Annotated in this window: 24 protein-coding genes; 17 read left to right on the top strand and 7 right to left on the bottom strand. The window is 58.0% G+C overall.

Translation table 11 applies throughout. From position 1 onward, the window contains the following. Positions 1 to 45: 45 nt before the first annotated feature. Positions 46 to 1,089, bottom strand: coding sequence for a rod shape-determining protein (locus tag G7W63_RS05130; RefSeq protein WP_166254104.1), 1,044 nt, complete (start codon positions 1,087 to 1,089; stop codon positions 46 to 48). A 258-nt stretch (positions 1,090 to 1,347) separates the two neighbouring features. Here G7W63_RS05130 and gatC point away from each other — a divergent pair, with 258 nt between their 5' ends. The 13 genes from gatC to lnt all read left to right on the top strand — a co-directional run bounded on the left by gatC (position 1,348) and on the right by lnt (position 15,226). Continuing rightward, positions 1,348 to 1,635 carry an Asp-tRNA(Asn)/Glu-tRNA(Gln) amidotransferase subunit GatC gene (gene gatC, locus G7W63_RS05135; RefSeq protein ID WP_166254106.1) on the top strand — a complete coding sequence of 96 codons (288 nt, stop codon included), beginning with the start codon at positions 1,348 to 1,350 and terminating at the stop codon, positions 1,633 to 1,635. Between the two features lie 72 nt (positions 1,636 to 1,707). After that, entirely contained in the window at positions 1,708 to 3,156 is a 1,449-nt protein-coding gene (gatA, locus tag G7W63_RS05140) for an Asp-tRNA(Asn)/Glu-tRNA(Gln) amidotransferase subunit GatA (RefSeq protein ID WP_166254109.1), read from the top strand. A 57-nt stretch (positions 3,157 to 3,213) separates the two neighbouring features. Continuing rightward, positions 3,214 to 4,662 carry an Asp-tRNA(Asn)/Glu-tRNA(Gln) amidotransferase subunit GatB gene (gatB, locus tag G7W63_RS05145; protein ID WP_166254112.1) on the top strand — a complete coding sequence of 483 codons (1,449 nt, stop codon included), beginning with the start codon at positions 3,214 to 3,216 and terminating at the stop codon, positions 4,660 to 4,662. 285 nt (positions 4,663 to 4,947) lie between these two features. Further along, the gene (locus G7W63_RS05150; RefSeq protein ID WP_242634321.1) at positions 4,948 to 5,484 is read left to right on the top strand and encodes a PilZ domain-containing protein; all 537 of its coding nucleotides are present in this window, start codon (positions 4,948 to 4,950) and stop codon (positions 5,482 to 5,484) included. A gap of 166 nt (positions 5,485 to 5,650) precedes the next feature. Then, positions 5,651 to 6,559 carry a sulfate adenylyltransferase subunit CysD gene (cysD, locus tag G7W63_RS05155; RefSeq protein WP_166254115.1) on the top strand — a complete coding sequence of 303 codons (909 nt, stop codon included), beginning with the start codon at positions 5,651 to 5,653 and terminating at the stop codon, positions 6,557 to 6,559. Between the two features lie 32 nt (positions 6,560 to 6,591). Further along, entirely contained in the window at positions 6,592 to 8,253 is a 1,662-nt protein-coding gene (gene cysN, locus G7W63_RS05160) for a sulfate adenylyltransferase subunit CysN (RefSeq protein ID WP_166254118.1), read from the top strand. 3 nt (positions 8,254 to 8,256) lie between these two features. After that, a complete protein-coding gene (locus G7W63_RS05165; protein WP_166254121.1) occupies positions 8,257 to 9,273 on the top strand; it encodes a nucleoid-associated protein in 1,017 nt (338 codons plus the stop codon). A gap of 74 nt (positions 9,274 to 9,347) precedes the next feature. Then, entirely contained in the window at positions 9,348 to 9,875 is a 528-nt protein-coding gene (locus G7W63_RS05170; RefSeq protein ID WP_166254124.1) for a hypothetical protein, read from the top strand. Positions 9,876 to 9,961: 86 nt separating this feature from the next. Further along, positions 9,962 to 11,305: a tRNA (N6-isopentenyl adenosine(37)-C2)-methylthiotransferase MiaB gene (gene miaB, locus G7W63_RS05175; protein WP_166254127.1), complete on the top strand. Its 1,344-nt coding sequence runs from the start codon at positions 9,962 to 9,964 to the stop codon at positions 11,303 to 11,305. A gap of 70 nt (positions 11,306 to 11,375) precedes the next feature. Continuing rightward, positions 11,376 to 12,359, top strand: coding sequence for a PhoH family protein (locus G7W63_RS05180; protein WP_166254130.1), 984 nt, complete (start codon positions 11,376 to 11,378; stop codon positions 12,357 to 12,359). After that, positions 12,356 to 12,826, top strand: a complete 471-nt coding sequence (gene ybeY, locus G7W63_RS05185; protein WP_166254133.1) for an rRNA maturation RNase YbeY — start codon at positions 12,356 to 12,358, stop codon at positions 12,824 to 12,826. The genes G7W63_RS05180 and ybeY overlap by 4 nt, the downstream gene beginning before the upstream one ends. Next, positions 12,823 to 13,668 carry an HlyC/CorC family transporter gene (locus G7W63_RS05190; RefSeq protein ID WP_166254136.1) on the top strand — a complete coding sequence of 282 codons (846 nt, stop codon included), beginning with the start codon at positions 12,823 to 12,825 and terminating at the stop codon, positions 13,666 to 13,668. The genes ybeY and G7W63_RS05190 overlap by 4 nt, the downstream gene beginning before the upstream one ends. Positions 13,669 to 13,720: 52 nt before the next feature. Continuing rightward, positions 13,721 to 15,226, top strand: a complete 1,506-nt coding sequence (lnt, locus tag G7W63_RS05195; protein ID WP_242634338.1) for an apolipoprotein N-acyltransferase — start codon at positions 13,721 to 13,723, stop codon at positions 15,224 to 15,226. A gap of 22 nt (positions 15,227 to 15,248) precedes the next feature. On the opposite strand, the gene G7W63_RS05200 is transcribed toward lnt, so the two are convergent. Then, entirely contained in the window at positions 15,249 to 15,794 is a 546-nt protein-coding gene (locus G7W63_RS05200; RefSeq protein WP_166254142.1) for a zinc ribbon-containing protein, read from the bottom strand. A 192-nt stretch (positions 15,795 to 15,986) separates the two neighbouring features. Here G7W63_RS05200 and leuS point away from each other — a divergent pair, with 192 nt between their 5' ends. The 4 genes from leuS (at position 15,987) to G7W63_RS05220 (ending at position 20,518) form a co-directional block, all read left to right on the top strand. Next, a complete protein-coding gene (leuS, locus tag G7W63_RS05205; protein WP_166255071.1) occupies positions 15,987 to 18,572 on the top strand; it encodes a leucine--tRNA ligase in 2,586 nt (861 codons plus the stop codon). 1 nt (position 18,573) lies between these two features. After that, positions 18,574 to 19,155: an LPS-assembly lipoprotein LptE gene (locus G7W63_RS05210; RefSeq protein ID WP_166254145.1), complete on the top strand. Its 582-nt coding sequence runs from the start codon at positions 18,574 to 18,576 to the stop codon at positions 19,153 to 19,155. Beyond that, on the top strand, positions 19,152 to 20,156 hold the full coding sequence (gene holA / locus G7W63_RS05215; protein ID WP_166254147.1) for a DNA polymerase III subunit delta: 1,005 nt from the start codon (positions 19,152 to 19,154) through the stop codon (positions 20,154 to 20,156). Before G7W63_RS05210 ends, holA begins: the two co-directional genes overlap by 4 nt. 98 nt (positions 20,157 to 20,254) lie before the next feature. Next, complete coding sequence (locus G7W63_RS05220) at positions 20,255 to 20,518, top strand: hypothetical protein (protein ID WP_166254150.1); 264 nt, start codon at positions 20,255 to 20,257, stop codon at positions 20,516 to 20,518. Positions 20,519 to 20,608: 90 nt separating this feature from the next. On the opposite strand, the gene G7W63_RS05225 is transcribed toward G7W63_RS05220, so the two are convergent. The 5 genes from G7W63_RS05225 to bioD form a co-directional block, all read right to left on the bottom strand. Then, positions 20,609 to 22,399, bottom strand: coding sequence for an acyl-CoA dehydrogenase C-terminal domain-containing protein (locus G7W63_RS05225; protein WP_166254153.1), 1,791 nt, complete (start codon positions 22,397 to 22,399; stop codon positions 20,609 to 20,611). A 188-nt stretch (positions 22,400 to 22,587) separates the two neighbouring features. Next, entirely contained in the window at positions 22,588 to 24,387 is a 1,800-nt protein-coding gene (locus G7W63_RS05230; RefSeq protein WP_166254156.1) for an acyl-CoA dehydrogenase C-terminal domain-containing protein, read from the bottom strand. Positions 24,388 to 24,666: 279 nt separating this feature from the next. Then, positions 24,667 to 25,407, bottom strand: coding sequence for a putative metalloprotease CJM1_0395 family protein (locus G7W63_RS05235; RefSeq protein ID WP_242634322.1), 741 nt, complete (start codon positions 25,405 to 25,407; stop codon positions 24,667 to 24,669). Positions 25,408 to 25,418: 11 nt separating this feature from the next. Then, positions 25,419 to 25,676, bottom strand: coding sequence for a flagellar basal body rod C-terminal domain-containing protein (locus G7W63_RS05240; protein WP_166254159.1), 258 nt, complete (start codon positions 25,674 to 25,676; stop codon positions 25,419 to 25,421). Positions 25,677 to 25,771: 95 nt separating this feature from the next. Further along, the gene (gene bioD / locus G7W63_RS05245) at positions 25,772 to 26,461 is read right to left on the bottom strand and encodes a dethiobiotin synthase (protein ID WP_166254162.1); all 690 of its coding nucleotides are present in this window, start codon (positions 26,459 to 26,461) and stop codon (positions 25,772 to 25,774) included. Between the last annotated feature and the right edge of the window lie 15 nt (positions 26,462 to 26,476).

Here is a 26,476-nt window from a genome sequence, read left to right on the forward strand (position 1 = left end):
GCAGGGTCGGAGCTGATGTCAGGTTGGCGAGTGCTGGCAGCAACCTCAGCCCTCCTGGGAGAACATACCAATGCCACCCCGGTCGATGACTTCCAGTGCCTTGCCGCCGCCACGGGCGACACAGGTCAGCGGATCCTCGGCGATGATGACCGGCAGGCCGGTCTCTTCACTGATCAGCTTGTCCAGGCCACGGAGCAGAGCACCACCGCCAGTCAGCACAATGCCGCGTTCGGCGATGTCCGAGGCCAGCTCCGGGGGGGATTGCTCAAGCGCGCTCTTGACCGTCTGGACGATCTGGGCGAGGGATTCCTGAAGCGCGTCCAGAATCTCTTCACTGTTCAGCGTAAAGGCACGGGGCACGCCTTCGGCCAGATTACGGCCACGCACGTCGATCTCGCGAACTTCCACGCCTTCATAGGCACAGCCGATCTCATGCTTGATCCGTTCTGCGGTTGAATCACCGATCAGGCTGCCATAGTTGCGACGGACGTACGTCACGATAGCTTCGTCAAACTTGTCTCCGCCAACCCGAACCGATTCGGCGTAAACAATGCCGTTCAGGGAAATGATGGCGATTTCGGTGGTGCCACCACCAATGTCGACGATCATGGAACCGCTGGCTTCCTCAACGGGAAGCCCGGCACCGATAGCCGCCGCCATCGGTTCCTCAATCAGGAAAACCTCACGGGCGCCGGCACCGAGTGCCGACTCGCGAATGGCCTTCTTCTCAACCTGGGTCGATTTGCTCGGCACACAGACCAGCACGCGGGGGCTCGGGGTAATGAAACTGTTCTCGTGAACCTTGTGGATAAAATGCTGCAGCATTTTTTCGGTAACTACGAAGTCGGCAATCACCCCGTCCTTGAGGGGACGAATGGCGGTGATGTTGCCGGGGGTACGGCCCAGCATTCGCTTGGCTTCGCCACCTACGGCCGCGACCGTCTTCTGGGAGTTGGTTGTGCGGATGGCAACCACCGATGGCTCATTGAGAACGATACCGCGCCCCCGGACATAAATAAGCGTATTTGCCGTACCCAGATCGATGGAAAGATCGCTGGAAAAAAGACCTCGGATTCGTTTAATGAACATTCGTGTTATTTCAACCTGAGAAAAGCAGTCGCGGAAGTGTTGCGCAACTTTAGCAGCGAGCACCCCCACAGGCAAGACGGATAAGGCCATGGCGGCCGGCGGCGCAAACAATTGGCCTCCCGGTAGGGGTTGAATCTGTTACCATGACGGCTTTCTTTACAAGCTGTGACGATACCTTTGCCCGGTAATCATGGCTGCCAGGCCTGTTGGGGAGAACCGGGCCTGTTACGGTAATTTTATTTATCTGGGAGGCAACCCGTGGCAATTTCCCGTGAAGATATAGAAAAAGTGGCTCTGTTGGCCCGAATCAAGGTGGACACCGACCAGGTCAGTGCCCTTGAGAAAGATCTTGGCAACATTCTCAATCTGGTGGATCAGCTCCAGGCAGCAGATACCAGCCAGACCGAACCCATGGCCCATCCCCTTGATGCGGTCCAGCGTCTGCGCCCCGATACCGTTACCGAGACCAACCAGCGGGAAGCCTTCCAGGCCATTGCGCCGGCGACCGAAGATGGTCTTTACCTGGTCCCGCGGGTCATTGAATAAGTGGCCGCCGTGCAGACCGCATTTTGTACGTCCTTTATATAGGCATCCAGGAACCGTCCCAGGAATTCTTCCATGCATGACAAAACCGTAGCCGAACTCTCCCGTGACCTGGCAGAGGGCCGGATCACCAGTGTTGAACTGACCCAGCACTACCTTGACCGCATCGAACAGCAAGACGGCCAGCTCAACAGCTTCATTACGGTCAATGCCGAGGGGGCACTGGCGGATGCCCGCGCCGCCGATGAACAACGTAAAAACGGTAAGGCCACCGCCTGGACAGGTGTCCCGTTCGCCCACAAGGACATTTTCTGTACCGAAGGCGTCCTGACTTCCTGCGGCTCCCGCATGTTGGCCAATTTCATACCACCGTACAATGCGACAGTGACCCAGCGATTCCGCGATGCCGGTGCTGTCTGTGTGGGCAAGACCAATATGGACGAGTTCGCCATGGGTTCGTCCACCGAGTCCAGCTATTTTGGCGCCACCACCAACCCCTGGGGAAAGAACAGGGTTCCGGGCGGCTCATCAGGCGGTTCGGCGGCGGCGGTTGCGGCACGCCTGGTGCCGGCGGCAACGGCCACTGATACCGGAGGCTCCATTCGCCAGCCCGCTGCCCTATGCGGCATTACCGGCCTTAAACCCACCTACGGCCGGGTTTCCCGCTACGGCATGATCGCTTTCGCATCCAGTCTGGACCAGGGCGGGACCATGGCGCGGACAGCAGAGGACAACGCCATGATGCTGAACGTCATGGCCGGCTTCGACCCCAGGGATTCAACTTCTATCGACAGGGAGGTGCCGGACTACACTGCGACTCTGAACGAGCCGCTCAAGGGCCTTCGAATAGGCCTGCCGAGAGAATACTTCACGGATCAGCTCAGCCCTGATATGGACAGAGTCATCCGGGCTGCCATCCGTGAATACGAAGGCCTTGGAGCGACTGTGAAGGACATTTCCCTGCCCCACGCCAACCTGGCCATTGCAGCCTACTATGTCATTGCGCCAGCCGAGTGCTCTGCCAATCTTTCCCGTTTTGACGGCGTTCGCTACGGGTACCGGTGCGAAGACCCCAAGGACCTTCTTGACCTCTATACCCGGACCCGTGCCGAAGGCTTTGGCGACGAAGTGAAACGCCGGATCATGGTGGGCTCCTACGCCCTGTCTGCGGGCTACTATGACGCCTATTATCTCAAGGCGCAGAAGGTGCGGCGGCTGATCCAGCAGGACTTCATCGAGGCTTTCAAAGAGGTGGACGTGATCATGAGCCCGACTACTCCGTCGCCGGCTTTTGTCCAGGGCGAGAAGACCAACGACCCGGTCACCATGTACCTGGAGGATATCTTCACGATTTCAACCAATCTCGCTGGCCTGCCTGCCCTGTCGCTGCCTGCCGGATTCGTCGACGGTCTGCCGGTGGGACTGCAGATTATCGGTGACTATTTTTCCGAAGCACGGCTTCTGAACGCAGCGCACCAGTACCAGCAACTGACCGACTGGCACCGGCTCACGCCCGCCAGCTAGGCGCTTTCACAACAGCTTACAGGGCCGCCCACGAGAGCGCCCCAGGAGGAACACACCATGCAATGGGACGTTGTGATCGGGCTGGAAATTCATGTTCAGCTCGCCACCCAGACTAAGATATTCTCCGGTTCCAGTACCACCTACGGTGCCGAGCCCAACATCCAGGCCAGTGCCGTTGACCTGGCCATGCCCGGCACTTTGCCGGTCGCAAATGAACAGGCCTTTCGCTATGCGGTCATGTTTGGTCTCGCGGTTGACGCTGAGATCTGCCGCCGCTCGGTGTTCGAACGGAAGAATTACTTCTACCCTGATCTACCGAAAGGCTACCAGACCACGCAGCTGGCCAAGCCCATTGTTGGGCCGGGGCATGTGGATATAGAGCTGAAAGACGGCACCACCAAACGGGTGAGAATCCATCATGCCCACCTGGAAGAAGACGCCGGCAAGTCCCTCCATGAGGACTATCACGGCATGACCGGAATTGATCTGAACCGGGCAGGCACACCGCTGATCGAAGTGGTCACTGAACCAGACATGCGAAGCTCAGAGGAGGCGGTCGCCTTCGCCCGCAAGCTCCACGGGCTGGTCACCTCCCTGGGGATCTGTGACGGTGACATGTCCCAGGGCTCCTTGCGCTTTGACGTAAACGTGTCCATTCGCCCAAAGGGTCAGGAAGAACTCGGCACCCGCACCGAGACCAAGAACCTCAACTCCTTCCGCTTCATGGAACAGGCCATCCACCAGGAGGTGGAGCGCCAGATCGATGTGCTCACGGAAGGGGGGCGCATTATCCAGGAAACGCGACTCTACAACGGCGATACCAATACCTCCCGGTCCATGCGGACCAAGGAGGAAGCCAACGACTACCGCTACTTCCCCTGCCCTGACCTGCTGCCCGTGGTGATTGATGACGAGTTTATCGAGCAGGCCCGTCGCAGCCTGCCTGAACTGCCTGACGCCCGGAAGGCACGGTTCCAGTCAGAGTACGGACTGACCGAATACGATGCCGGCCTGCTTGCCAATAGTGCGCAGATGGCTGCCCTGTTTGAGGAAACCGTACGCTATGGCAAGGATCCCAAGCTTGCTGCCAACTGGTTGCTGGGGGAACTCAGCGCACGCCTGAACAGTGAGGACAGAAGTCTCGCCGACTGCCCGGTTTCCGCTGCGCAGTTTGGCACACTCATTCTCCGTATCAGCGATGGCACGGTATCTTCGACTGGTGCTAAAAAGGTGTTCGAAGGGTTATGGGAGGGAGAAGGGGGTGACGTCGATGCCCTGATCGAGGCCAAAGGCCTGAAGCAGGTCTCCGACACCGGCGCTCTCGAGCAGATCGTTGATGAAGTGCTGGCCGATATGGACGAGCAGATCGCGCAATACCGGGAAGCCGATGAGAAAAAGCGCAAGAAGCTCATGGGCGGATTCATGGGTCCGTTAATGAAGGCCTCCCGGGGCCAGGGCAACCCCAAAATGTTTAATGAACTGTTAAAGAAGAAGCTGGATTCCTGAGGATCCCGATGCAAGAGGCGCACCCCATCTCAGCAGGGCCTGGGTTTATTGAGCAGCAGGGGGGTGCGTCGTGTCGAAGTCTGGGATTCACCTCTCATACTGCCTATATCGACTACAGGTTTTCTTGCTGTTCCTGAAAGCAACGGCTAAGCTTTCATGGAGTTAGCGCTCAAGCTGAAAACCGATGCTACACTTTAAGCGGAAACAGACCGTGCGCATCAGATCCGGGCTGTCACCGATAACGTGTCAGGCGACCTTAGCGAACGTCTCAGGTAGTGGGTTCCAATGCCAAAGCTCGTTTCCAATAACAAGAACATGCATGCCGTTGCAGGCCTGGTACCAATAGCCCAAGCGCTGACCGAAGCCAGCCGGCAGGCATCAAACCAGACAAATGAGTCGACAGGATCACTACGGGGCCCCATGAAGTCAGTATCCTCAAAGCCAAACCTCCGGGACCAGCAGCGCGTTGACGCCTCGCTGGAGATAGCCGTATCCCGGCCCGACGGCACCACGGTAAAGTGTCAGTGCACCAACATCTCCCGCGCCGGCATGATGGTCGCCTGTGACAGCAAGCTGGTAGGCGATCTGGTCCCCGGTCTGAGATCGCCGGCTCCGGGGGAGTGGGTTGAAGTCATTACCCGCTTTTCCGTACCTGTGGTTGCCGCCCAGAACGTTCAGGTAGCCGCGGAAGGCCTGGTGGTCCACCTGCGTCGGGTTTCGAAAGACACCTTCCACATCGGCATCCGATTCAGCCGATTTGAAGGCAATGGTCATGACTATGTCAGCCAGTTCGTAAGCCGCCAACTCACCAGCACTTTCTGAGCCCCGGGCTATATTCTTATGCCCGGAAACTCTAGCGGGCTCACTTCTTATGCACTCCCTGCCTCTGGTATAGTGACCGCCTAAAATGTCCGGTCCGGAACGATACACCCAATGTTTACCAGGCCTGAGACCCACCCTGTGCCCCGGCAAGCGGTAAGAGCATACGATGACCACCTACAACCTGACGCATCTCAAACAGCTGGAAGCGGAAAGCATCCACATCATCCGGGAAGTAGCGGCGGAGTTTGACAACCCCGTCATGCTCTATTCCGTCGGCAAAGATTCTTCGGTGATGCTGCACCTTGCGCGAAAGGCTTTTTTCCCTGGCAAGCTGCCTTTCCCACTGCTCCATGTGGATACCACCTGGAAATTTCAGAAAATGATCCGCTTCCGCGACATGCAGGCAAAGAAGTTCGATCTGGACCTCCTGGTACACATCAATCAGGAAGGCGTTGACCAGGGCGTGGGGCCGTTTAGCCACGGCAGTGCCAAGCACACCGATGTCATGAAAACCCAGTCACTCAAACAGGCCCTGAATCACTACAAGTTTGATGCGGCCTTTGGGGGCGCCCGTCGTGATGAAGAAAAGTCCAGGGCCAAAGAGCGGGTTTATTCCTTTCGTGATGAATACCACCGCTGGGACCCCAAGAACCAGCGCCCGGAACTCTGGAATACCTTCAACGGCAAGATCAACAAGGGTGAGAGCATCCGGGTCTTTCCCCTGTCGAACTGGACAGAACTGGATATCTGGCAGTACATCTACCTTGAAAATATCGAGATCGTCCCGCTGTATTACTCTGCAAAGCGCCCGGTGGTCGAGCGGGATGGCACGCTGATCATGGTGGATGACGAGCGCATGCCCTTGAAGGAAGGCGAGAAACCGTTGATGAAATCGGTCCGTTTCCGGACGCTGGGCTGCTATCCGTTAACAGGCGCCATCGAGTCCGAGGCGGATACCCTGCCTGACATCATCCAGGAAATGTTGCTGGCCAAGAGCTCCGAGCGTCAGGGTCGCGTCATCGACCATGATTCCGCAGGCTCCATGGAGCAGAAAAAACGCGAAGGTTATTTCTAAACAGCAGCTGCCGTTCTTACAGGATTTCTATCATGTCTCACCAGTCTGACCTGATTGCCGAAGATATTAGCGCCTACCTGAAACAGCATGAAGACAAGGAGCTGTTGCGTCTTCTGACCTGCGGAAGTGTCGATGATGGCAAAAGCACCCTTATCGGCCGCCTGCTCCATGATACCAAGATGATCTACGAAGATCATATGGCCAGCCTCAAGACCGACAGTGCCAAAGTCGGGACCACGGGCGAGAAGCTCGACCTGGCACTGCTGGTCGACGGTCTTCAGGCCGAGCGGGAACAGGGCATTACCATCGATGTGGCCTATCGGTACTTCTCCACCGACAAGCGCAAGTTCATCATTGCCGACACACCGGGCCACGAGCAGTACACCCGCAACATGGCCACCGGCGCCTCCACGGCCCAGCTGGCCATCATGATGATTGATGCCCGTCATGGTGTGCTGACCCAGACCCGTCGGCATTCCTTCATAGCCTCGCTGCTCGGTATCCGCCACATTGTGGTGGCCATCAACAAGATGGATCTGGTGGATTTCAGTGAAGCCCGCTTCGAGGAGATCAAGCAGGACTACCTTGCGTTTGCCACCAGGCTGGGCCTGAAGGATGTGCGCTTCGTGCCGATCTCCGCGCTGGAAGGGGACAATGTGGTGTCCCGCAGTGAGCACACGCCGTGGTTTACCGGCCAGCCCATGATGGAGATCCTGGAAACCGTGGAGGTGTCCCGGGACAAGAACCTGGAGCATTTCCGTTTCCCGATCCAGTATGTCAACCGCCCCAATCTCAACTTCCGGGGTTTCTGCGGTACCGTGGCGTCCGGGGTTATCCGGCCAGGCGAAACCGTAATGGCGCTGCCTTCCCGCAAGACCACGACGGTGAAGGAGATTGTCACGTTTGACGGCAAACTGGAGGAAGCGTACATCGACCAGGCGGTCACACTGACCCTGAACGACGAAATCGACATCAGCCGCGGCGACATGCTGGTCAAGCCGGAGGATGAACCTCTGGTCAGCAACCGCTTTAACGCCAACCTTGTCTGGATGACAGACCAGGCCCTGGAGACCGGGCGTTTATACGACATCAAGCTGGGCCCGACCTTTACTTCAGGCTCGGTTCGCCGGATTGCCCATCGCACAGACGTCAACACACTGGAGCAACAAAGTGATGTGACGTCCCTGGAGCTCAACGAGATCGGACTTTGCGAACTGACCCTCAGCCAGCCCCTGGCGTTTGATGCCTACCCTCGCAACCGGGCGACCGGTGGTTTTATCGTGATTGACCGGCTGACCAACGTTACCGTCGGCGCTGGCATGATCAGCGGCCTGGCCGATGGCAGCAGGGAAGTTCTGGAGCCGGTGTCCAGCGACGAGCGTAGCCGGCGACTGGCACAGAAGCCCATGATCATCGGCTGTACCGGCCCCACGGCAGAAGAACTCGCCTACGCCATCGAACGGACCTTGTTCGATCTTGGCAAGACCTCCGTGGTGCTTACCGAAACCAATGTCGGCACACCGGATGATCGGCGCAGGACAGCCCAGCTTCTGATGGCTCATGGGCTTATAGCCATTGCAGTGAATATTGGCTCGGATGTGGCCACAGCTTCTGCCGAGGCAGTCGAAGGGCAGGATGTTGCCGCCCTCGCTCACGAGTTTGTCCAGACTCTTTCACGGGGCAAGCGACTTTAACCCATGGCCATTAAACAACTGCGTACAGTCTTTGCCAGCCAGCTTCAGCCCGGCCAACCCGCCCGGACCCGGCCCGGCCCCGCGCTGAAAGAGCCGGGAGGGGATTACGAAGCGCTGCACAAGCAGATGAAGCGCCTGTTCAATGCCAAGCCCGGCAAGAAATACGGGCGTTTTTCGGAGGACATTGGCGAGTGCCCATTCAGCGCCTGGCTCAAGGACTACCTGGAGGACAAGCAGTCCTTCGCGTCCTTGACCGATCGACTGTTCAGCCAGTGGCAGAGTTTGCTGGATAGCAGCCAGGAAGAGCATCAGGGCCACCTGATGCTGGTCCATGAGGCGTTAGCCGATAGCGATGTGATCTATCTTCTTGTGGTTGAAATCGACAGCGCCATGCGTTTTGACTCAGCCCAGACCCTGGATGCGACCGATGTCCTGAGCCTGTCCCGGCTCAACCTTGCTTTACGGATCGAGCTTGACGACTGGCAACAGCCCGCCGCCGCCGATACTTATCTCACGCTGGTGCATGCCCGGGGTACCGGTGAGATCGGCGACCTTTTCATAAAACTGGCCGGATTCACCAATCAGGTCGATGTGGAAAAGGAAACCCTGACCTTTCTGGATGCGGTGGAGGCCTTTGCCCGGCAGTCGGAAGTCCCCGAGGACGCCGGCAAGGTACGCACGCGAGCCTACGAATTCTGCAAGGAGCAGCATGCCCTGGGCGAACCCGTGGCGGTGGAAGCACTGTCAGGCTATCTGGACGAGGACCGCCCGGAGCGATTCAAGCAGTTTGCTGCAGAATCCCAGGATCTGCCTGAGAATACCGTGCTCCACCCGGACCACCGCAAGGTGAAAAAGCTGGTCAGGATCGCCGGTTCAGGAGGAGGCATGAGTGTGTCCTTTTCGTCCGATCTTGTGAATCAGGCTATCTATTACGATCGCGAAACGGATGCGCTGACCATCACGCGTTTGCCCAAGGCACTGCGGGAACAACTTCAGCGCTACCTGGAAACCAAGGAATAGCAGAGCTGCCGGTGGCCAGAGCGGCCCGCGTTAGCATCAGGCAGCTGAAGCGTCAGCAAGGAGTGGCGACGACCATGAAGCTCATCAGGTCAGTGGATTTGACCGCTTACGACCTCATCCGCATTGAACATTCTTTTTTCGCGGCCCCCAAGGTACGGCGCCTGCTGAGCCAGCAGCCGTCTTCCCTTGTTCAGCCGCATCAGTTGGCTGGTCACGACGCCGACGCCATCGTGCAACTGGTTCGGAACGGCAACCTGCTTCTGGTACACGACAGTGCCGATGGTCTGCCCTTCTCCCCGGCTGTCTGCTGGACGACTGTTCGCCATGGGTCTGATGGTGGACAATGGCGGCTCGCCAGAGAATTGTCCGACCCCATTCTGAAAACGGCGGTTGCCGACCTGAACCGCTGGGAAGTGACCGCTGCCGAGCTGCACAGCCAGGGTCCGGGCGGGATTGGCCTTTACCCGGCCGACAGGTTCGGTGTCGAAGCTGCCTGGCGCCGCAATGAAGAGCGCTACCGCAAGACCAGGGAGGCGTCCCGCAGGCCCGTCAGTTCCCGACCGTTCCCCACAATTGCTGACGCAAGGCTGGTTGCGGATTGATCAGATCGTTATAATGGCCAGTTCTTTCAGGGTTGCGTGCCATTTGCGCCCGCCACCTGACACCCATCGATCGATATTTGAGACTCATGGCCAAAAAGCTGTTTATTAAGACCCATGGCTGCCAGATGAACGAGTATGACTCGTCACGCATGGCAGATCTTCTGCAGGTTGGTGAAGCGGTCGAAATGACCGATTCCGAACAGGATGCGGACATTCTGTTGCTGAACACGTGTTCTATCCGTGAGAAGGCGCAGGAGAAGGTCTTTCATCAACTCGGGCGCTGGAAAGGTCTGAAAACCCGTAAGCCAGAGCTGATCATCGGGGTGGGAGGCTGTGTCGCCAGCCAGGAAGGTCAGGCAATTATCGACCGGGCTCCCTATGTCGACATGGTTTTCGGCCCCCAGACGCTGCATCGATTGCCGGACATGATTACCGAAGTACGCGCCAAGGGTGGCGTCGGCGTGGTGGATGTCAGTTTCCCGGAGATCGAGAAATTCGATAACCTGCCCGCCCCCGGTGCTGACGGCCCCTCTGCTTTCGTTTCCATCATGGAAGGCTGCAGCAAATACTGCACCTTTTGCGTGGTGCCTTATACCCGCGGCGAGGAAGTCAGTCGTCCAGTGGACGATGTCATTGCAGAGGTGGCCCACCTGGCCGGCCAGGGCGTCCGTGAAGTGAACCTGTTGGGCCAAAATGTGAACGCCTACCAGGGTGAGACCCACGACGGTGACACCATGGATATGGCGGAGCTGATCTCAATGATCGCCACTATCGAGGGCATCGACCGCATCCGGTACACCACCTCGCATCCGGTGGAGTTTACCGACGCGCTGATTGACGTCTATGAGCAGGTGCCGGAACTGGTCAGTCACCTGCACCTGCCGGTCCAAAGCGGTTCAGACCGTATCCTGGCACTGATGAAACGGGGCCATACCGCGCTCGAGTACAAATCGAAACTGCGGCGCCTGCGCAAGATCCGCCCGGATATCAGTTTTTCCTCAGACTTCATCATCGGCTTCCCGGGCGAGACGGATAAAGATTTCGAGGCCACCATGAAGCTGATCAATGATATCGGTTTCGATGTGTCTTTCAGTTTTATTTACAGCGCTCGTCCGGGCACACCGGCCGCTGACCTGCCCGACGATACGCCCATGGAAGTAAAGAAACAGCGCCTGAGCATCCTGCAGCAGCGTATAAACCAGTTTGCCTACGACATCAGCCGCAAAATGGTCGGCACGACCCAGCGCATACTGGTGACCGGCCTGTCCAAGAAAGACCCGGGCGAATTCGCTGGCCGCACCGAAAACAACCGCATCGTCAACTTCAGGACCGATAATCCCGAGGTGATCGGCCATTTTATCGATGTTGAAATTCGCGAGGCCCTCCCCAATTCTCTTAGGGGTGTGCCGGTCGATAATCTTCTTCACTGAACCTGTCCCCGATCGCATTGACCGGACCCAGTTGCCCTAACCTTAGATGCCCTAACCTCAAGAGGACTCATTGAAAAACAACGACGCCAGACAATTTGACCTGCACCCCGTCGACCAACGCCGGCTGACTACACTCTGCGGCCAGTTCGACGAGCATCTCAAACACATAGAGCGGCGCATGGACGTGCGAATAGGGCGTCGTGGCCACCATTTCCGTGTCGAGGGTGAGACTGAACACGTTGCAGCAGCCGTGGAAGTTATCCGCCACCTGTACCGGGAAACCGAGGCCACCGAGGACATTACTCCGGATACGGTCCATCTGTTTATCCGAGAGTCCGGGTTTGAACGTCTGCCCGAGGAAGTGCCTTTCGATGGCAGCCTGACGGTTATCAAGACGCCCAAACTGCAGGCCAAACCCCGGGGTGCCAACCAGCAGCGCTATGTCCACAATATCCGTACCCATGACCTCAATTTCGGTATTGGTCCGGCAGGCACTGGCAAGACCTGGCTCGCGGTCGCCTGTGCAGTGGAAGCGCTCAAAGATGAGCAGGTCAAACGGATCCTGCTGGTCCGGCCCGCCGTGGAAGCGGGGGAAAAGCTTGGCTTCTTGCCCGGCGACCTGGCCCAGAAAGTGGACCCCTATCTGCGGCCGCTCTACGATGCACTCTATGAGATGCTGGGGTTCGAACATGTGACCCGGCTGATCGAAAAAAGTGTCATCGAAATCGCTCCGCTGGCCTTCATGCGGGGGCGCACCCTGAACAATTCGTTCATCATTCTGGATGAAAGCCAGAACACCACCCGTGAACAGATGAAAATGTTCCTGACCCGGATCGGCTTCGGCTCTACAGCAGTAATCACTGGCGACACCACACAGGTGGATCTGCCTCGAGGCCAGAATTCAGGTCTCGCCCATGCGGCCGGCATTCTCGAGAAGGTATCAGGCATTGGTTTTACCCGATTCGAAGCCCGGGATGTGGTACGTCATCCGCTGGTGCAACGCATTGTTGAAGCCTATGAGGCGTCCGACCCGAACGGGGTCACGGCACAATGAGCCTTACTGTCGATATCCAGAGGGCAGTCGACGACCCGGACCTGCCCACTGACGCCGAATTCGAACGATGGGCCGGGACGGCCTGGCAATCAAAGACACCGTCGGAGGTTACCCTGCGGATTGTGGGCCGGGAAGAAAGTGCCGAACTAAACGGCCTTTACCGCCACAAGACCGGACCCACCAATGTACTCTCCTTTCCATTTGAAGCCCCAGCCGGTATAACCTTGCCTCTGGCCGGTGACCTGGTAGTGTGCGCACCGGTGGTCAGGGATGAGGCCCTGGAGCAGGGCAAAACCCTCTCCAATCACTGGGCCCACATGATTATTCATGGCATGCTGCATCTGCAGGGCTATGACCATATCAATGATGATGACGCAGAGATCATGGAATCCCTCGAAATCCGGTTGCTTAGGGAGCTGGGAATCGGGAATCCATACGAATCAGAGGAAACGGAACAAGACTCATGAACGACGACCAGTCGAGTCGCAGTCAGGGCAGCAAGTCCTGGCTGGAGCGTATATCACAGGCTTTCTCCAGCGAGCCTGAGTCCGTCGAGGACGTGCTGGAAATCCTCCGCGATGCCGAGACCCAGAACATCATAGATGTTGATGCCATGAGCATCATCGAAGGCGCCATGCAGGTCATCGACATGCGCGTCGATGAAATCATGATCCCCCGCTCCCAGATGGTCACCGTCAAAGCTGCCCAGGATCCGAAAACGTTCCTTGGCGACATCATGGAGTCCGCCCACAGCCGTTTCCCCGTTATCGGCGACAGTCAGGACGATGTCATCGGTATCCTGCTTGCCAAGGATCTGCTGCCGCTGGCCCTGGACAACGAACTGAACTGGAACCGGATTCGTGAAATTCTGCGGCCTCCAACCTTTGTTCCGGAAAGCAAGCGGCTGAACCAGCTGCTCAAAGAATTCAAGGAAACCCGCAACCACATGGCCATCGTTGTGGATGAATATGGCGGTACGGCCGGCCTCATTACCATCGAAGACGTACTCGAGCAGATCGTGGGCGAAATTGAAGACGAACACGACTTCGACGAAGAGACCAATATCAAGGCCCGCGGCGACGGCAGCTTCGCAGTGAAGGCAGTCACCACCATTGAAGACTTCAACGAGTTCTTTGAAACAGAACTGGATGAAGAGGAATTCGACACCATCGGCGGGGTTGTCCTGAAAGAATTCGGGCATCTTCCCAGGCGTGGTGAATCCGTTGATATTGGCGGTCTGAACTTCACCATCGCGAACGCGGACAATCGCGTCATACGCCTGCTCCAGGTTACCCGTAGTGACGTCTAGCGTTAACAGGACCCGGAAGGATCACCGGAACAACCAACAGAAAGGCCCGTCTATCCCACCAAATCGTTGGCTGAACGCTCTAGTCCTGTTGCTGGCCGGGGGGCTGCAGACGCTCACCCTGTCGCCTTTCAACTGGTGGTGGCTGGCGCCTGTTTCCATTGTCCTGATCCTCTGGATCTGCCTGCCCCTGCCCCCTCGTCAGCTGTTCCGGGCCGGCTGGCTGTTCGGGCTTGGGCTGTTTGGCTCAGGCGTGTCCTGGGTTTACATCAGCATCAGTGAGCATGGCAATACCTCCATTCCCATTGCCGTGGTGCTCACCTTCCTTTTTGTCGCCGGCCTGGCGTTGTTCCATGGACTGGCATTCTGGGCCTGGGGGCATCTGGCCCGCGACAGCTCTGTTCGCCGGTTGATCCTGTTTCCCGCGATCTGGGTACTGGGCGACTGGCTGCGAAGCTGGTTGCTGACAGGCTTTCCCTGGATGTACCTGGGCACCGGGCAGGTAGACGGGCCGCTGGCCGGTTTTGCGCCCATAGTCGGGGTCTATGGGCTTACCTTCTGGATTGTCGCTACCGGGGCCGCCGCCTGGGCCGCCTACCAGCTGATACGCAACAAACGCCAGGCCGCCGCTGGACTGATAGTCGCGGTCATGATTCTGCCGTGGCTCAGCGGCCCGTTCGTCAGCCGCGTTGACTGGACAGAACTCGCCGATCAACCCCTGAAAGTCGCGGCCATGCAGGGCAACATTCCCCAGCAGATCAAGTGGGACCCCGAGTTCCTGCGACAACAGGTCCGGACTTACCTGGACCTGACGCAGGACGACTGGCATCGCGACATCATTCTCTGGCCGGAAACTGCCATCCCTCTGACCCAGGATCAGGCCGGCCCCATAATCGAGATGATCCGCGAAGAGCTGGGCCCGGACAGTACGCTTATCACAGGCATTCCCTGGTTTGGCTTCAGTGAACGCGTAGGGGATACCACGTTCCATAACAGCATCATGGCTATTGGCAATGGCGAGGGGATATACCACAAACAGAAGCTGGTCCCATTTGGGGAATACGTGCCGCTCCAACAGTGGCTAAGGGGACTGATCGGTTTTTTTGATCTGCCCATGTCAGATTTTTCCCGAGGGCCTGAGAATCAGTCACCGTTGACTGCCGGAATCCATCGGGTGATGCCTTTCATATGCTATGAAGTGGCTTATCCGGACTTTGTAAGCAGCTATGCAGCAAGAACAGATTTGCTTATCACCATCAGCAACGACGGCTGGTTCGGGGATTCCATCGGTCCCGTTCAGCATTTGCAGATGGCACGGATGAGGGCTCTGGAGACTGGAAGATACATGCTACGGGGAACCAATAATGGCATTACAGCCATTATTGACGAGCGCGGGCAGCTAACAGAGGCCATCCCGCGCTTCACCGACGCTACGCTAAGGGGCGAGGTTTACACCACCTCCGGCGCAACTCCGGTAATGCTGTCAGGCTCATGGCCAACCCTGGTGCTGGCAGCGATTCTGATCGTGTTCGTTCGTGAACGTACCATCCCCAAGAGCTGACCCGCCCTCGGGGAGCCGAATGTCAGGCCTCCTCGTGGGGCCACCTGGCTGTGATGCGCTCGAAATAATGTGAGTTGCAGGCTTCGCATGGCTCGATGTGGCTGGTTTCAGTCAGGCACCGCATATGGCCGCAAGCCAGGCAGCGCAGTACGCCAGCAGTCGCCACTTCGCCGCTGATGTAGTGCCCGGTTTCATCATTGTGGAGTTTTTGATCCAGTTCCAGATTGTCCAGCTGGGTTTTGTCCGCAATCGAGAACAGTAAGTCAGATAGCTGACGCTCAATCAGCGACAGATCCAGACGAAGCCACTCACCCACACTGTCGCCGGTATCTTCCATGTAGTTCATCAGGTGCTGCAGGTCGCGCCTCAGGTAAGTGGCAAGCAGACTGATTTCATCCCGGCTCAGTTCTCCCAGTTCGATCTCATGCTCTACAGCGTTGTCGATCTCCCGGCGAAGCTGGTCCATTGATGTGCGCTCCAACTCCCGCAAGCGTGTTTCAACCCGCTCCAGCATGCGGTTATAGACTTTTAATGCCTGGCCTGAAAATTCGTTTCGGGATTCGGTCATTGCATTGATCTCCTGATCATAAATCCTTGGGGCAATTGCTGAGCACAAAACACAGGTTAGACCTCCTCTTAGTTTGGCATAAGACGCCCGGCCTTGCAGGCTACCTGTATCGGGCCTGGTGCGTTAGAATGACCGGCCCTTTCTCAACTCTTTAGACACTTCTGACAACAGGTAAATTCGGTAATGGCAGGAATGGATGAGCACTACAGCCCGCGTGACGTTGAGCAGAGCGCCCGACAGTTCTGGGACGACAATCAGACGTTTCGCGTGACAGAGGAGCCGGGCAAGCCCAAATACTACTGTCTTTCCATGTTTCCCTACCCCAGCGGCAAGCTGCACATGGGCCATGTCCGGAACTATACCATTGGCGACGTTATCTCACGCTACCAGCGCATGCAGGGCAAGAACGTCATGCAACCGATGGGCTGGGATGCGTTTGGTCTGCCCGCTGAGAATGCGGCCATCGCCAACAGGTCTGCACCTGCCAAGTGGACCTATGCCAACATCGAGTACATGAAGAACCAGCTCAAGCAACTGGGCTTCGGTTACGACTGGAACCGCGAGCTGGCCACCTGCAAACCGGACTATTACCGGTGGGAGCAATGGTTTTTTACCCGCCTTTATGAGAAAGGCCTGGTCTACAAGAAGATGTCGACCGTGAACTGGGATCCGGTGGATCAGACCGTGCTGGCCAACGAGCAGGTAGTGGATGGCCGGGGCTGGCGTTCCGGTGCCCTTGTCGAGCAGAAGAAGATTCCCCAATGGTTTATCCGCATCACCGATTATGCAGATGAGCTGCTCAATGACCTTGAACAGATGGAAGACTGGCCGGAACAGGTCAAGACCATGCAGCGCAACTGGATCGGCAAATCCGTTGGCACCGAGCTTACCTTTGGCCTGCAGGATCGCGACGATGGACTTACGGTATACACGACCCGACCGGACACACTGATGGGTGTCAGTTACATGGCCGTGGCGGCAGAGCACCCCCTGGCCCTGGCAGCGGCTGAACGCAGCCATGAAGTGGCCGAGTTTGTCGAAAGCTGCCGCAACAGCAAGGTGGCCGAAGCCGACATGGCGACCATGGAGAAGCTGGGCGTGGATACCGGTTACAAAGCCGTGCACCCACTGACCCAGGAACTGGTTCCGGTCTGGGCCGCCAATTTTGTGCTCATGGAATACGGCACCGGTGCCCTGATGGCCGTACCGGCCCATGACGAGCGCGATCACGAGTTCGCCCTCAAGTACCGGCTCCCCATCAAGCAGGTCATCGCACCGGTGGATAACCGGGAAATCGACACCTACGAAAAAGCGTTTACCGAAAAAGGCGTGCTAGTTTCGTCTGGCAAGTACACGGGGTTGACCAGCGACCAGGCGTTTGATGACATCGCCGAATTCCTGGAGCAGAACGGCATTGGTAAAAGGACGACCAATTACCGGCTGCGGGACTGGGGAGTCTCCCGTCAGCGCTACTGGGGCGCACCCATTCCAATGATGACCCTGGCCGATGGAACCGAGCGGCCGGTGCCAGAGGACCAGCTTCCGGTAACCCTGCCGGAAGACGTGGAAATGGACGGCGTAAAGTCGCCCCTCAAGGCCGATCCCGAGTGGGCAAAGACCAGCTTCGAGGGACAGCCGGCCACCCTGGAAACCGACACCTTTGACACCTTCATGGAGTCATCCTGGTACTACGCCCGTTTCTGCAGCCCGAGCTATGACAAAGGCATGCTCGACCCGGCTGCTGCCAACTACTGGCTGCCAGTGGATCAATATATAGGCGGCATCGAACACGCAATACTGCACCTGCTATATGCCCGCTTTTTCCACAAGCTCCTGCGGGACGTGGGCCTGGTCACCAGCTCCGAGCCGTTCAAGAAACTGCTTTGTCAGGGCATGGTCCTGGCAGATACCTTCTACCGTGAAGATGCCAAGGGCAACAAACAGTGGGTGTCGCCTGCCGATGTTGAGATCGAGCGCAATGAAAAAGGCCAGGTGACAGGTGCGCTTCACAAAGTGGACAAACAGCCTGTGGTGCCCGCCGGCACCACCAAGATGTCCAAGTCCAAAAATAACGGCATCGACCCCCAGGCGATCATCGACCAGTACGGTGCGGACACTGTCCGGCTGTTCATGATGTTTGCAGCACCTCCCGAGCAGTCCCTGGAATGGTCCGACAGCGGCGTGGAAGGGGCTCACAGGTTCCTCAAGCGGGTTTGGCGGATGGTCAGCGAGCACGTGTCGGAAACGCCTCCTCCTGCCCTGCAGCCTGACAGCCTGAACGAGGCCCAGAAAAATGTCCGACGCAAGACCCATGAAACCATTGCCAAGGTGAGCGATGACGTTAGCCGGCGACTCACCTTCAATACCGCCATCGCAGCGGTCATGGAGCTGCTTAACGAACTGGGTCGACTTGAAGGTGACGAGCCCCAGATCCGGGCTGTCCGCCAGGAGGCTCTGGAAACCGCGGTGCTGATGCTCTCCCCCATCACGCCTCACATATGCCATAAACTCTGGTACAGCCTGGGGCATGCCACACCAATCGTGGACGCCCCTTGGCCCGAGGCTGACCAGACAGCTATGACACGCACCCAGATTCAGGTCGTTCTCCAGGTAAATGGTAAGGTGCGGTCCCGCGTCGATGTACCGGCGGACATAGACAAAGCAGCCCTTGAGACCCTGGCCCTCGAAGATGAAAATGTTACCCGCTTTACCGAGGGTAAAACAGTCAGGAAAGTGGTCGTCGTTCCCGGCAAGCTGGTCAACGTGGTGGCCAATTAAGATGCCGCTTCGTACCGGGCAGCTGCAGCTGCCGCCTGTCTTGGGCCTGTTGCCATTTATCCTGGCACTGGTTCTGACAGGCTGTGGCTTCCAGCTGCGTGGCCAGATGCCGGTACCCGCAGCCCTTGAGCCGCTGGCGGTCGAATGTACTGGCCAGGTGCCACAGGAGCTTTGCAATATTCTTAAGGAACAGCTCAGCCTGGGGGATATCGAGCTGGTCGACGCTGAGGAGGCAGCCCATGTCCTGCGCCTGGACAATTTCAACGAACAACGTCGGGCCAGCGCGATTACCCTGCAGGCCTCTGCGGCCGAGTATGATCTGCGGCAGTCCGTTGCCATGTCTGTCATTGCCTCAGATCAGGTCCCCCTTCTGGCGGATGTGGACGTTCGCAGCAGCGATACCTACCGGTACGACGAAACCAATGTGCTGGCCAAGCGAAGGGAAGAACAGGATATCCGGACTTCTCTGTATGAGCGACTTGCCCAGCAGGTCATCTTCCGCTTGGCACCACTGAGCCGTGAGCGCATAGACTCGCTGCGTCAGCAGCAAAGTACCGCCACTGAAAGCGACCAGGGCCAATGAAAGCAAGCGCTGCACAATTGCCGCAATTGCTTAAAAAGGGGCTCATGCCTGTCTATCTTGTGTCCGGGGACGAACCCCTGCTTGTTCAGGAGGCCTGCGACCAGATTCGCGCTGCGGCCCGGGAGGCCGGCCATAACGACCGGGTCACCTACCATGCCGACCGCCAGCTGGACTGGCACTCGGTGGCTGAGGAATTCAGCGCTCTGTCACTGTTCTCCGAAAAGCGCCGTATCGAGATCCACTTGCCCACTGGCAAGCTGGGCGAGGGCCGGAACGTGGTGGAGCAGGCACTGGCTACGCCCGCTGAGGACATCATCCTGTTGCTGATAAGTGCCCGCCTGGATGCAGCAGAGCTGCGTCGGAAGTGGTACAAGTCTCTACAAGCAGTTGGTGTGCACGTAACCATCTGGCCTGTTGACCCGGACAAGTTTCCGGCCTGGCTCCAGCAGCGAGCGCAGTCACGGGGGCTCACCCTCACCCGCGGGGCTCTGGAAATCCTGACGGAACGCCTCGAAGGCAACCTGTTGGCGGCGGCACAGGAAATGGATCGGCTGGCATTGTTCAGCAAGACCGGCACCATTGATGAGGAGACCGTAGAGCAGGCTGTCCAGAACAGCGCCCGTTTTAATCCGTTCGACCTGGTAACGGATATTCTCGCCGGTAAAGCCGCAAGCGCCCACAAAATACTCGGGGCTCTGCAGCAGGAAGGGGAAAATCCTCTGGGACTTCTGAGCATCCTCACCCGGGACCTCAACATGGCGGTGGAACTGCAGCGTGCTATGGCTCGCAGAGAAGTTGCGGCCAACTTTCTCAAAACCCGTGGCGTGCGTCAGCCTCAGCGCACCAAGGCCCTGGAATCTGCAGCCAGGCGCCTGTCACCCACCCAGCTCACCCAGGCCATTGTCCACTGTAGCGATATTGACCGCGCTGCCAAGGGTTTCGGTGATCATACGCCTTGGTTTCACTTACGTAATCTGAGCACCGCTCTGGCGCGAGTTTAACCGGTTGACAGCGTTCCCCGTCCAATAGCATTGTGAGGGTAACGGTTGGCTTGAAGCGACCGGATCAGCACGACATCTAGCTAAAGGGAGGTTTGAACATGACACTGAAGGATGAGCTGAAACGAGTGACCGATATGGCCGCTCAATACCGGGATGAAGCAAAAGTACGCCTGCACCTAGCGAGACAGGACGCGAAAGACGAGTGGGACGACCTCGAAAAGCACTGGGAGACTTACCGCCAGAAGTTGGATGCCGCTGCCCATGAGGCTGGAGAAGGTAGCCAGGACGCCCGCAGATCTGCCAAAGAACTGGGCGAAAAGCTGAAAGAGCGTTACGACCGCTTGAGAAAGCGCCTGCAGTAATACTATATATGTCGCGCCGGTGCGACCCTAGGTCGCCCCGGCAGAGGCATGGCTATCAGGTAGCCGAACCTGACCTGAAACTAGGTCCGACTAGAACTCTTCCGCTGTCAGAGCCATCATTGAATCACTGCCGCTACGGATACTTTCTGCCAGCGACACCGTTTTCGGCAGCAACCTGTCAAAATAGAAGCGTGCCGTCTTGAGCTTGCCGGTATAAAAACCCGAGGTATCCGCTTCCGCCTTCGCCGCAGCCGCCTTGACAATCTTTGCCCACATATAGCCTAGGGCCGTCAAACCAAACAGATCCAGATACTCCACCGATGCCGCGCCGATGGCTTCAGGCGACCGATCAGCCTGCCCAAGCACATGCTCCGTGACATCCGACAGGCGCTCCAGGGCCGCGGCCAAGGGCTCAAGGAAGGGCCTGAGTGCCGGATCAGCAGCATTTTCCTCGATAAACGTTGCCATGTCCTGGGCGAAAAGCTCATAGAGACGACCCTCGCTGCCAACCACTTTGCGCCCCATGAGGTCCAGCGCCTGGATACCGTTAGTGCCCTCGTAGATCTGGGTAATCCGGACATCCCGGACCAGTTGCTCCTGGCCCCACTCGCGGATGAAGCCATGGCCCCCGAAAACCTGCTGACCGATAATGCAGGCGTCCAGGCCCCGGTCCGTGAGAAATGCCTTGGCAACCGGTGTCAGCAAAGCCACCATGCCCTGGGCATACTCCTGGCGCTCCGCATCTTCAGCGTACTTTGCAATATCCAGCCATTGGGCAACGTAGGTTGAGAAGGTTCTGCCACCCTCCACATACCCCTTCATGGTGAGCAGCATGCGACGCACATCCGGATGCACAATGATAGGGTCCGCAGCTTTGTCCTTCTGCTGGGCGCCACTCGGGGCGCGGCTCTGGATGCGCTCAAGAGCATATTCCCGGGCGCTCTGAAGGGAGGCTTCAGCAGCACCGATGCCCTGGATACCCACACCCAGGCGCTCATAGTTCATCATGGTGAACATGGCGGCCAGCCCCTTGTTGGGCTCACCCACCAGCCAGCCCCGGGCGCCGTCGAAGTTCATGACACAGGTAGCCGAGCCCTTGATGCCCATCTTCTTCTCGATGGAGCCACAGCTCAGGCTGTTGCGCTCGCCAAGGGAACCATCCTCATTAACCAGAAACTTTGGCACCAGGAACAGGGAGATTCCCTTGGGGCCCTTGGGGGCATCAGGAAGCTTACCCAGTACCAGGTGAATAATGTTCTCAGCAAGGTCGTGCTCACCCCAGGTGATGAAGATCTTGGTACCGGTGACAGCGTAGGAGCCGTCGCCCTGAGGTTCCGCCCTGGTCCGGATAATGCCAAGGTCAGTACCGGCGTGGGGCTCGGTCAGGTCCATGGCGCCGGACCAGACACCGGAATACATGCTGGGCAGGTATTTGCTCTTGAGCTCTTCACTGCCATGGGCGTCCAATGCCAGGCAGGCGCCCGCCGTCAGCATGGGTGCGAGGCCGAAGGCCATATTGGAAGCCTGAAGCATTTCCTCAAACTGGGCCACCAGGGTTTTCGGCATGCCCATGCCACCAAACTCAGGGTTGCCGCCGAGACCGTTCCAGCCGCCTTCGACAATGGTCTGGTAGGCTTCGCGGAAACCGTCAGGCGTGGTGACCTCGCCGTCGTTCCATTTACAACCCTGCTCATCACCCTCGCGGTTCAGCGGGGCCAGAACACCACTGGTAATCTTGCCGGCTTCTTCCAGGATCGCGTCCGCAGTTTCCGGGTCAACATACTCTGCCAGTTTGGGCAATGATGCCCACAGTGAAGGAGCATCGAATACCTCGTTCAGTACGAAACGGATGTCACGCAAAGGCGCCTGATAATCTGCCATTGAAAATTCTCCAGTGTGCCGGAAGGCGGCAGGAGCGCCGCCTGTCCGATATTCATTAGATGGTATGCAGTTTAACGAAAAAGCCGCGGGAACTCATGTTGTACACTCCCTACAGAAAAAAGCCCGCCTCCTGGGAGTGCGGGCTTGATCTGCATCCGGCAGGGCCGGAGGCTAGGCCTGCAGTCGTTTTAGAAAGCGAATGCTTCTTCTGGCATGGCCATCAGAGTATCGGAGCCTGCCAGCATGCTCTCTGCATGGCCGCGTGCACGGGGCAGCATGCGCTTGAAGTAGAAACGCGCAGTCTGGACCTTGGCATTGTAGAAAGTTTCTTCCGTAGTGCCGTCAGCCATGGTGTCCAGGGCGACCTGGGCCATACGCGCCCAGAGGTAGGCAAAGACTGCGTAGCCCGAGTACATCAGGTAATCAACGGAGGCAGAACCCACTTCTTCGCGGTCCTTCATGGCGCTCATGCCCAGCTTCATGGTCAGATCGCCCCACTCCTTATTCATCGCCTGGAGTGGCTCAATAAACTCCTTCAGCTGCTCGTTCTCAGCATGCTCCTTGCAGAACACGTGAACCAGCTTGGTGAAGCGCTTGAGAGATTCGCCCTGGGTCATTAGAACCTTGCGGCCCAACAGGTCGAGAGCCTGGATGCCCGTGGTGCCTTCGTAAATCGTGCCGATCCGGGCATCCCGGACAACCTGTTCCATGCCCCATTCAGAGATGAAACCGTGACCACCGAAAACCTGCATTCCCAGGTTGGACGCTTCATGCCCGATTTCAGTGAGGAAAGCCTTGGCGATCGGCGTTAAGAAGCCCATCAGCTCGTCAGCTTCCTTGCGCTCTTCTTCGGTCTTGCCGCGATGGACGACATCGCCCTGCTGTGCGGTGTAGTAAATCAGTGCCCGCGCACCTTCCGCTACCGCCTTCTGAGTCAGAAGCATGCGGCGAACGTCAGGGTGAACGATGATCGGGTCAGCAGCACCCTCAGGATTCTTGGCACCTGAAAGCGAACGCATGGCCAGACGGTCTTTTGCGTAGGCCAGAGAGCCCTGGAAGGACAGCTCGGCTGCACCCAGACCCTGGATGGCGGTGCCCAGACGGGCCACGTTCATGAAGGTGAACATGCAGTTGAGGCCGCGGTTCTCAGGCCCGATCAGCCAGCCCTTGGCGCCGTCAAAGTTCATGACGCAGGTAGCGTTACCGTGAATACCCATCTTGTGCTCAATGGAGCCACAGGTCACGGCGTTCTTCTCACCAATACTGCCGTCTTCGTTAGGCAGGAACTTGGGTACGATGAACAGGGAAATACCCTTGGTGCCTGCAGGGGCGCCTGGCAGGCGGGCCAGCACGATGTGGACAATGTTGTCCGCCATGTCATGCTCACCGGCAGAAATGAAGATCTTGGTGCCACTGATGCTGTAGGAGCCGTCTGCGTTGGGTTCGGCCTTGCTGCGCAGGATACCCAGGTCCGAGCCGCAGTGAGCTTCGGTCAGGCACATGGTGCCGGTCCACTCGCCGCTAATCATTTTGGTGAGATAAGTTTCTTTCTGGGCATCGGTACCGTGGAGTTCAACGGTATTGATGGCGCCGTGGCTCAGCCCAGGATACATGCCCCAGGACCAGTTGGCGGTTCCGACCATTTCACTCATGACCAGGCCAACGGACTCAGGCAGCCCCTGGCCGCCGTGCTCAACTGCTGCCGTCATGGATGGCCAACCCCCTTCCACGTACTGCTGGTAGGCCTCGCGGAAACCGGTGGGGGTCTTCACACCGTCTTCGCTCCAGGCACAACCCTCTTTGTCGCCGACCTGGTTCAGGGGAGACAATACCTGCTCACAGAATTTGGCACCCTCCTGGATGATCGCGTCGATCATGTCCGGAGTTGCGTCTTCGGCGCCTTCCAGATTGGCGTAGTGTCGCTCGCTGTCCAGCAGCTCGCTCATTACAAACTTGATGTCACGCAGGGGCGCTTTATATTCAGGCATGGAATCCACCTCAGTTTTACGGTCATGACTGCAGCCGATGCGGCAGCACTAAGCCTTAATTTGGGCTTGTCGCCGGTATCAGGCGTCATCAAAATTCGCGTGATACCGATGAATTCGTCGCTCAGGGGGATAAGCCTACTTCCCTTCTGCGCAAACTCAAACAAGTGTTTGAAACATACGTTTGTAACAGCAGAATTGTCAAGGGAAAGGTGCAAAAATTGTGTTGCGTTATGCAACTATTTGTTCAGAAGGAAAGACTCGAAGCCCGGCCTGACAGGCTCAGGCCCTGGCTTGAAAGGAGCTGGTATCAGCGCCTCTGCGTTCACTCACCTGGCTGCTCCCAAGCATGAAGACAGACTGATAAGCCAACGAGGCCTCGCTCCGGCTGCCTGCCCTGTTCCAGGACTCGGATTGCCCTTCCGCCTTTCCGCCCGGAGCAGGCGCCTCTTCATTCAATTCGATCTGCGCCTTTAACATGACCTGGGTCGCCTCAGCGGCGACCGCCCTGTCCTGACTTGAGGGCTCAGCCGGAGCAAGGGCGGCGGCACGAACCACACGCATTTTCTCGATGGTCCCCTGAGGGTCGCCGGCCAGCGGGGATACACTGATAGGAACCTCGCCACCAACCGCGTACTGGACACCGTCCGGCCCTCGCCGGTAGGTATAGGAGGCGGAGCCGGCGTATTGCCCGCCTACCGCCTGATGGGCCATCTCATGGGCACGCACTTCGCGATCCCGGGCTTTCAGCTCGGATAGCTCAAGGGCCTGGGCTTCATCAAGCTCTACGTTACTGACGGGCTTGCGAGTCGGGGGCTCGGGCTCCGGGGCATCAGGCGCGGGCGCCCTTGAATCAGAGCGCTCCTGAGCCGCCCGGCCCGACTGATCAGAGCCCCCTTCAAAGGGGGCCGCGTTAGAGCGAGCTACAGTGCCGGGCGTATTGGCGGGGGGCGTATCAGGAAAAGCCGATGAGGCAGTAAATGAAGTGGGGAAGGAGATAGGGGCACTGCCCGAAATCATCATCAACGACAGAATTAGGCTTTAATATCGAGCAGGGTACCGAGGGTTTCGTCCGCGGTTTTTACGACCTGGGCCGACGCCTCAACCGAGCGTTCATAAAGCCTGAGGTCTACGATCGCTTCCAGCATATCGCCGGAGCCAGAAGCACTCCCCTGGGGTCCATCGACGCCACCCCGTGCAATCCGCCTGGCAGCGTTATCCATGCCCTGGAGGCCTTCCTGGACACCCTGAAGGCCAGTGCTCAAGGGGTTATTAAGCGGACTTATCATCATAGCGGCTACCACTCATATGCCTACATGACTCTTATTAGGCCATACTTCTGCCTACTTTTCAATCAACTCATGATGGAGGCCGACCATTCTGGAGATCAGCACAGCAACGCGTCTACTGACAGATAATCAGCGAGCTGACCCGGATCAGGCTCAGCCTGCCATGGAAGCACACCCAGGCACATACCCGGCAGATGCCTCCTCAGATAAAGCAGGGTTTCTTCTTCACAGGTCATCACCTCGGGGTCAGGCCGATTTGCCACCCACCCCGCGACCTTCAAGCCATCAGCCTGTATGGCCTCAACAGTTAGCAGGGCGTGATTGATACAGCCCAGCTTCAGGGGCACTACCAGAACAATTCCCAGCCCCAACTCCCGTGGCACCTGCGCGTAGGTTTCCTGATCGTTCAGAGGCACGCGCCAGCCGCCGGCGCCTTCCACCAGGAACAGATCCGCCGGCCGAAGTTGCAAACCCCGGACAAATCCAGCCAGGCGTGCCGAGCTCAGCTGCTTGCCGGCCTGACTCGCCGCCACATGAGGCGCAATCGCCGGAGCCAAAGCAATCGGGTTCACCTGGGCATAGGGCAGTGATTCGGTCATTGCAGCCTGAAGCATGAGGGCATCCTCATTCCGCAGACCTTCTGCAGTTTCTTCGCAGCCTGACGCCACAGGCTTCATTGCCAGTGTACGCAAGCCCTTGCGGGCGAACGCATGAAGAATGGCTGCCGAAACCAGGGTCTTGCCAACGCCAGTATCGGTACCGGTAACAAACAGAGAAGTCTTGGCCAAGATCGGGCTCCAGGC

Source organism: Marinobacter salicampi (assembly GCF_011074795.1).
Classification (GTDB): domain Bacteria; phylum Pseudomonadota; class Gammaproteobacteria; order Pseudomonadales; family Oleiphilaceae; genus Marinobacter; species Marinobacter salicampi.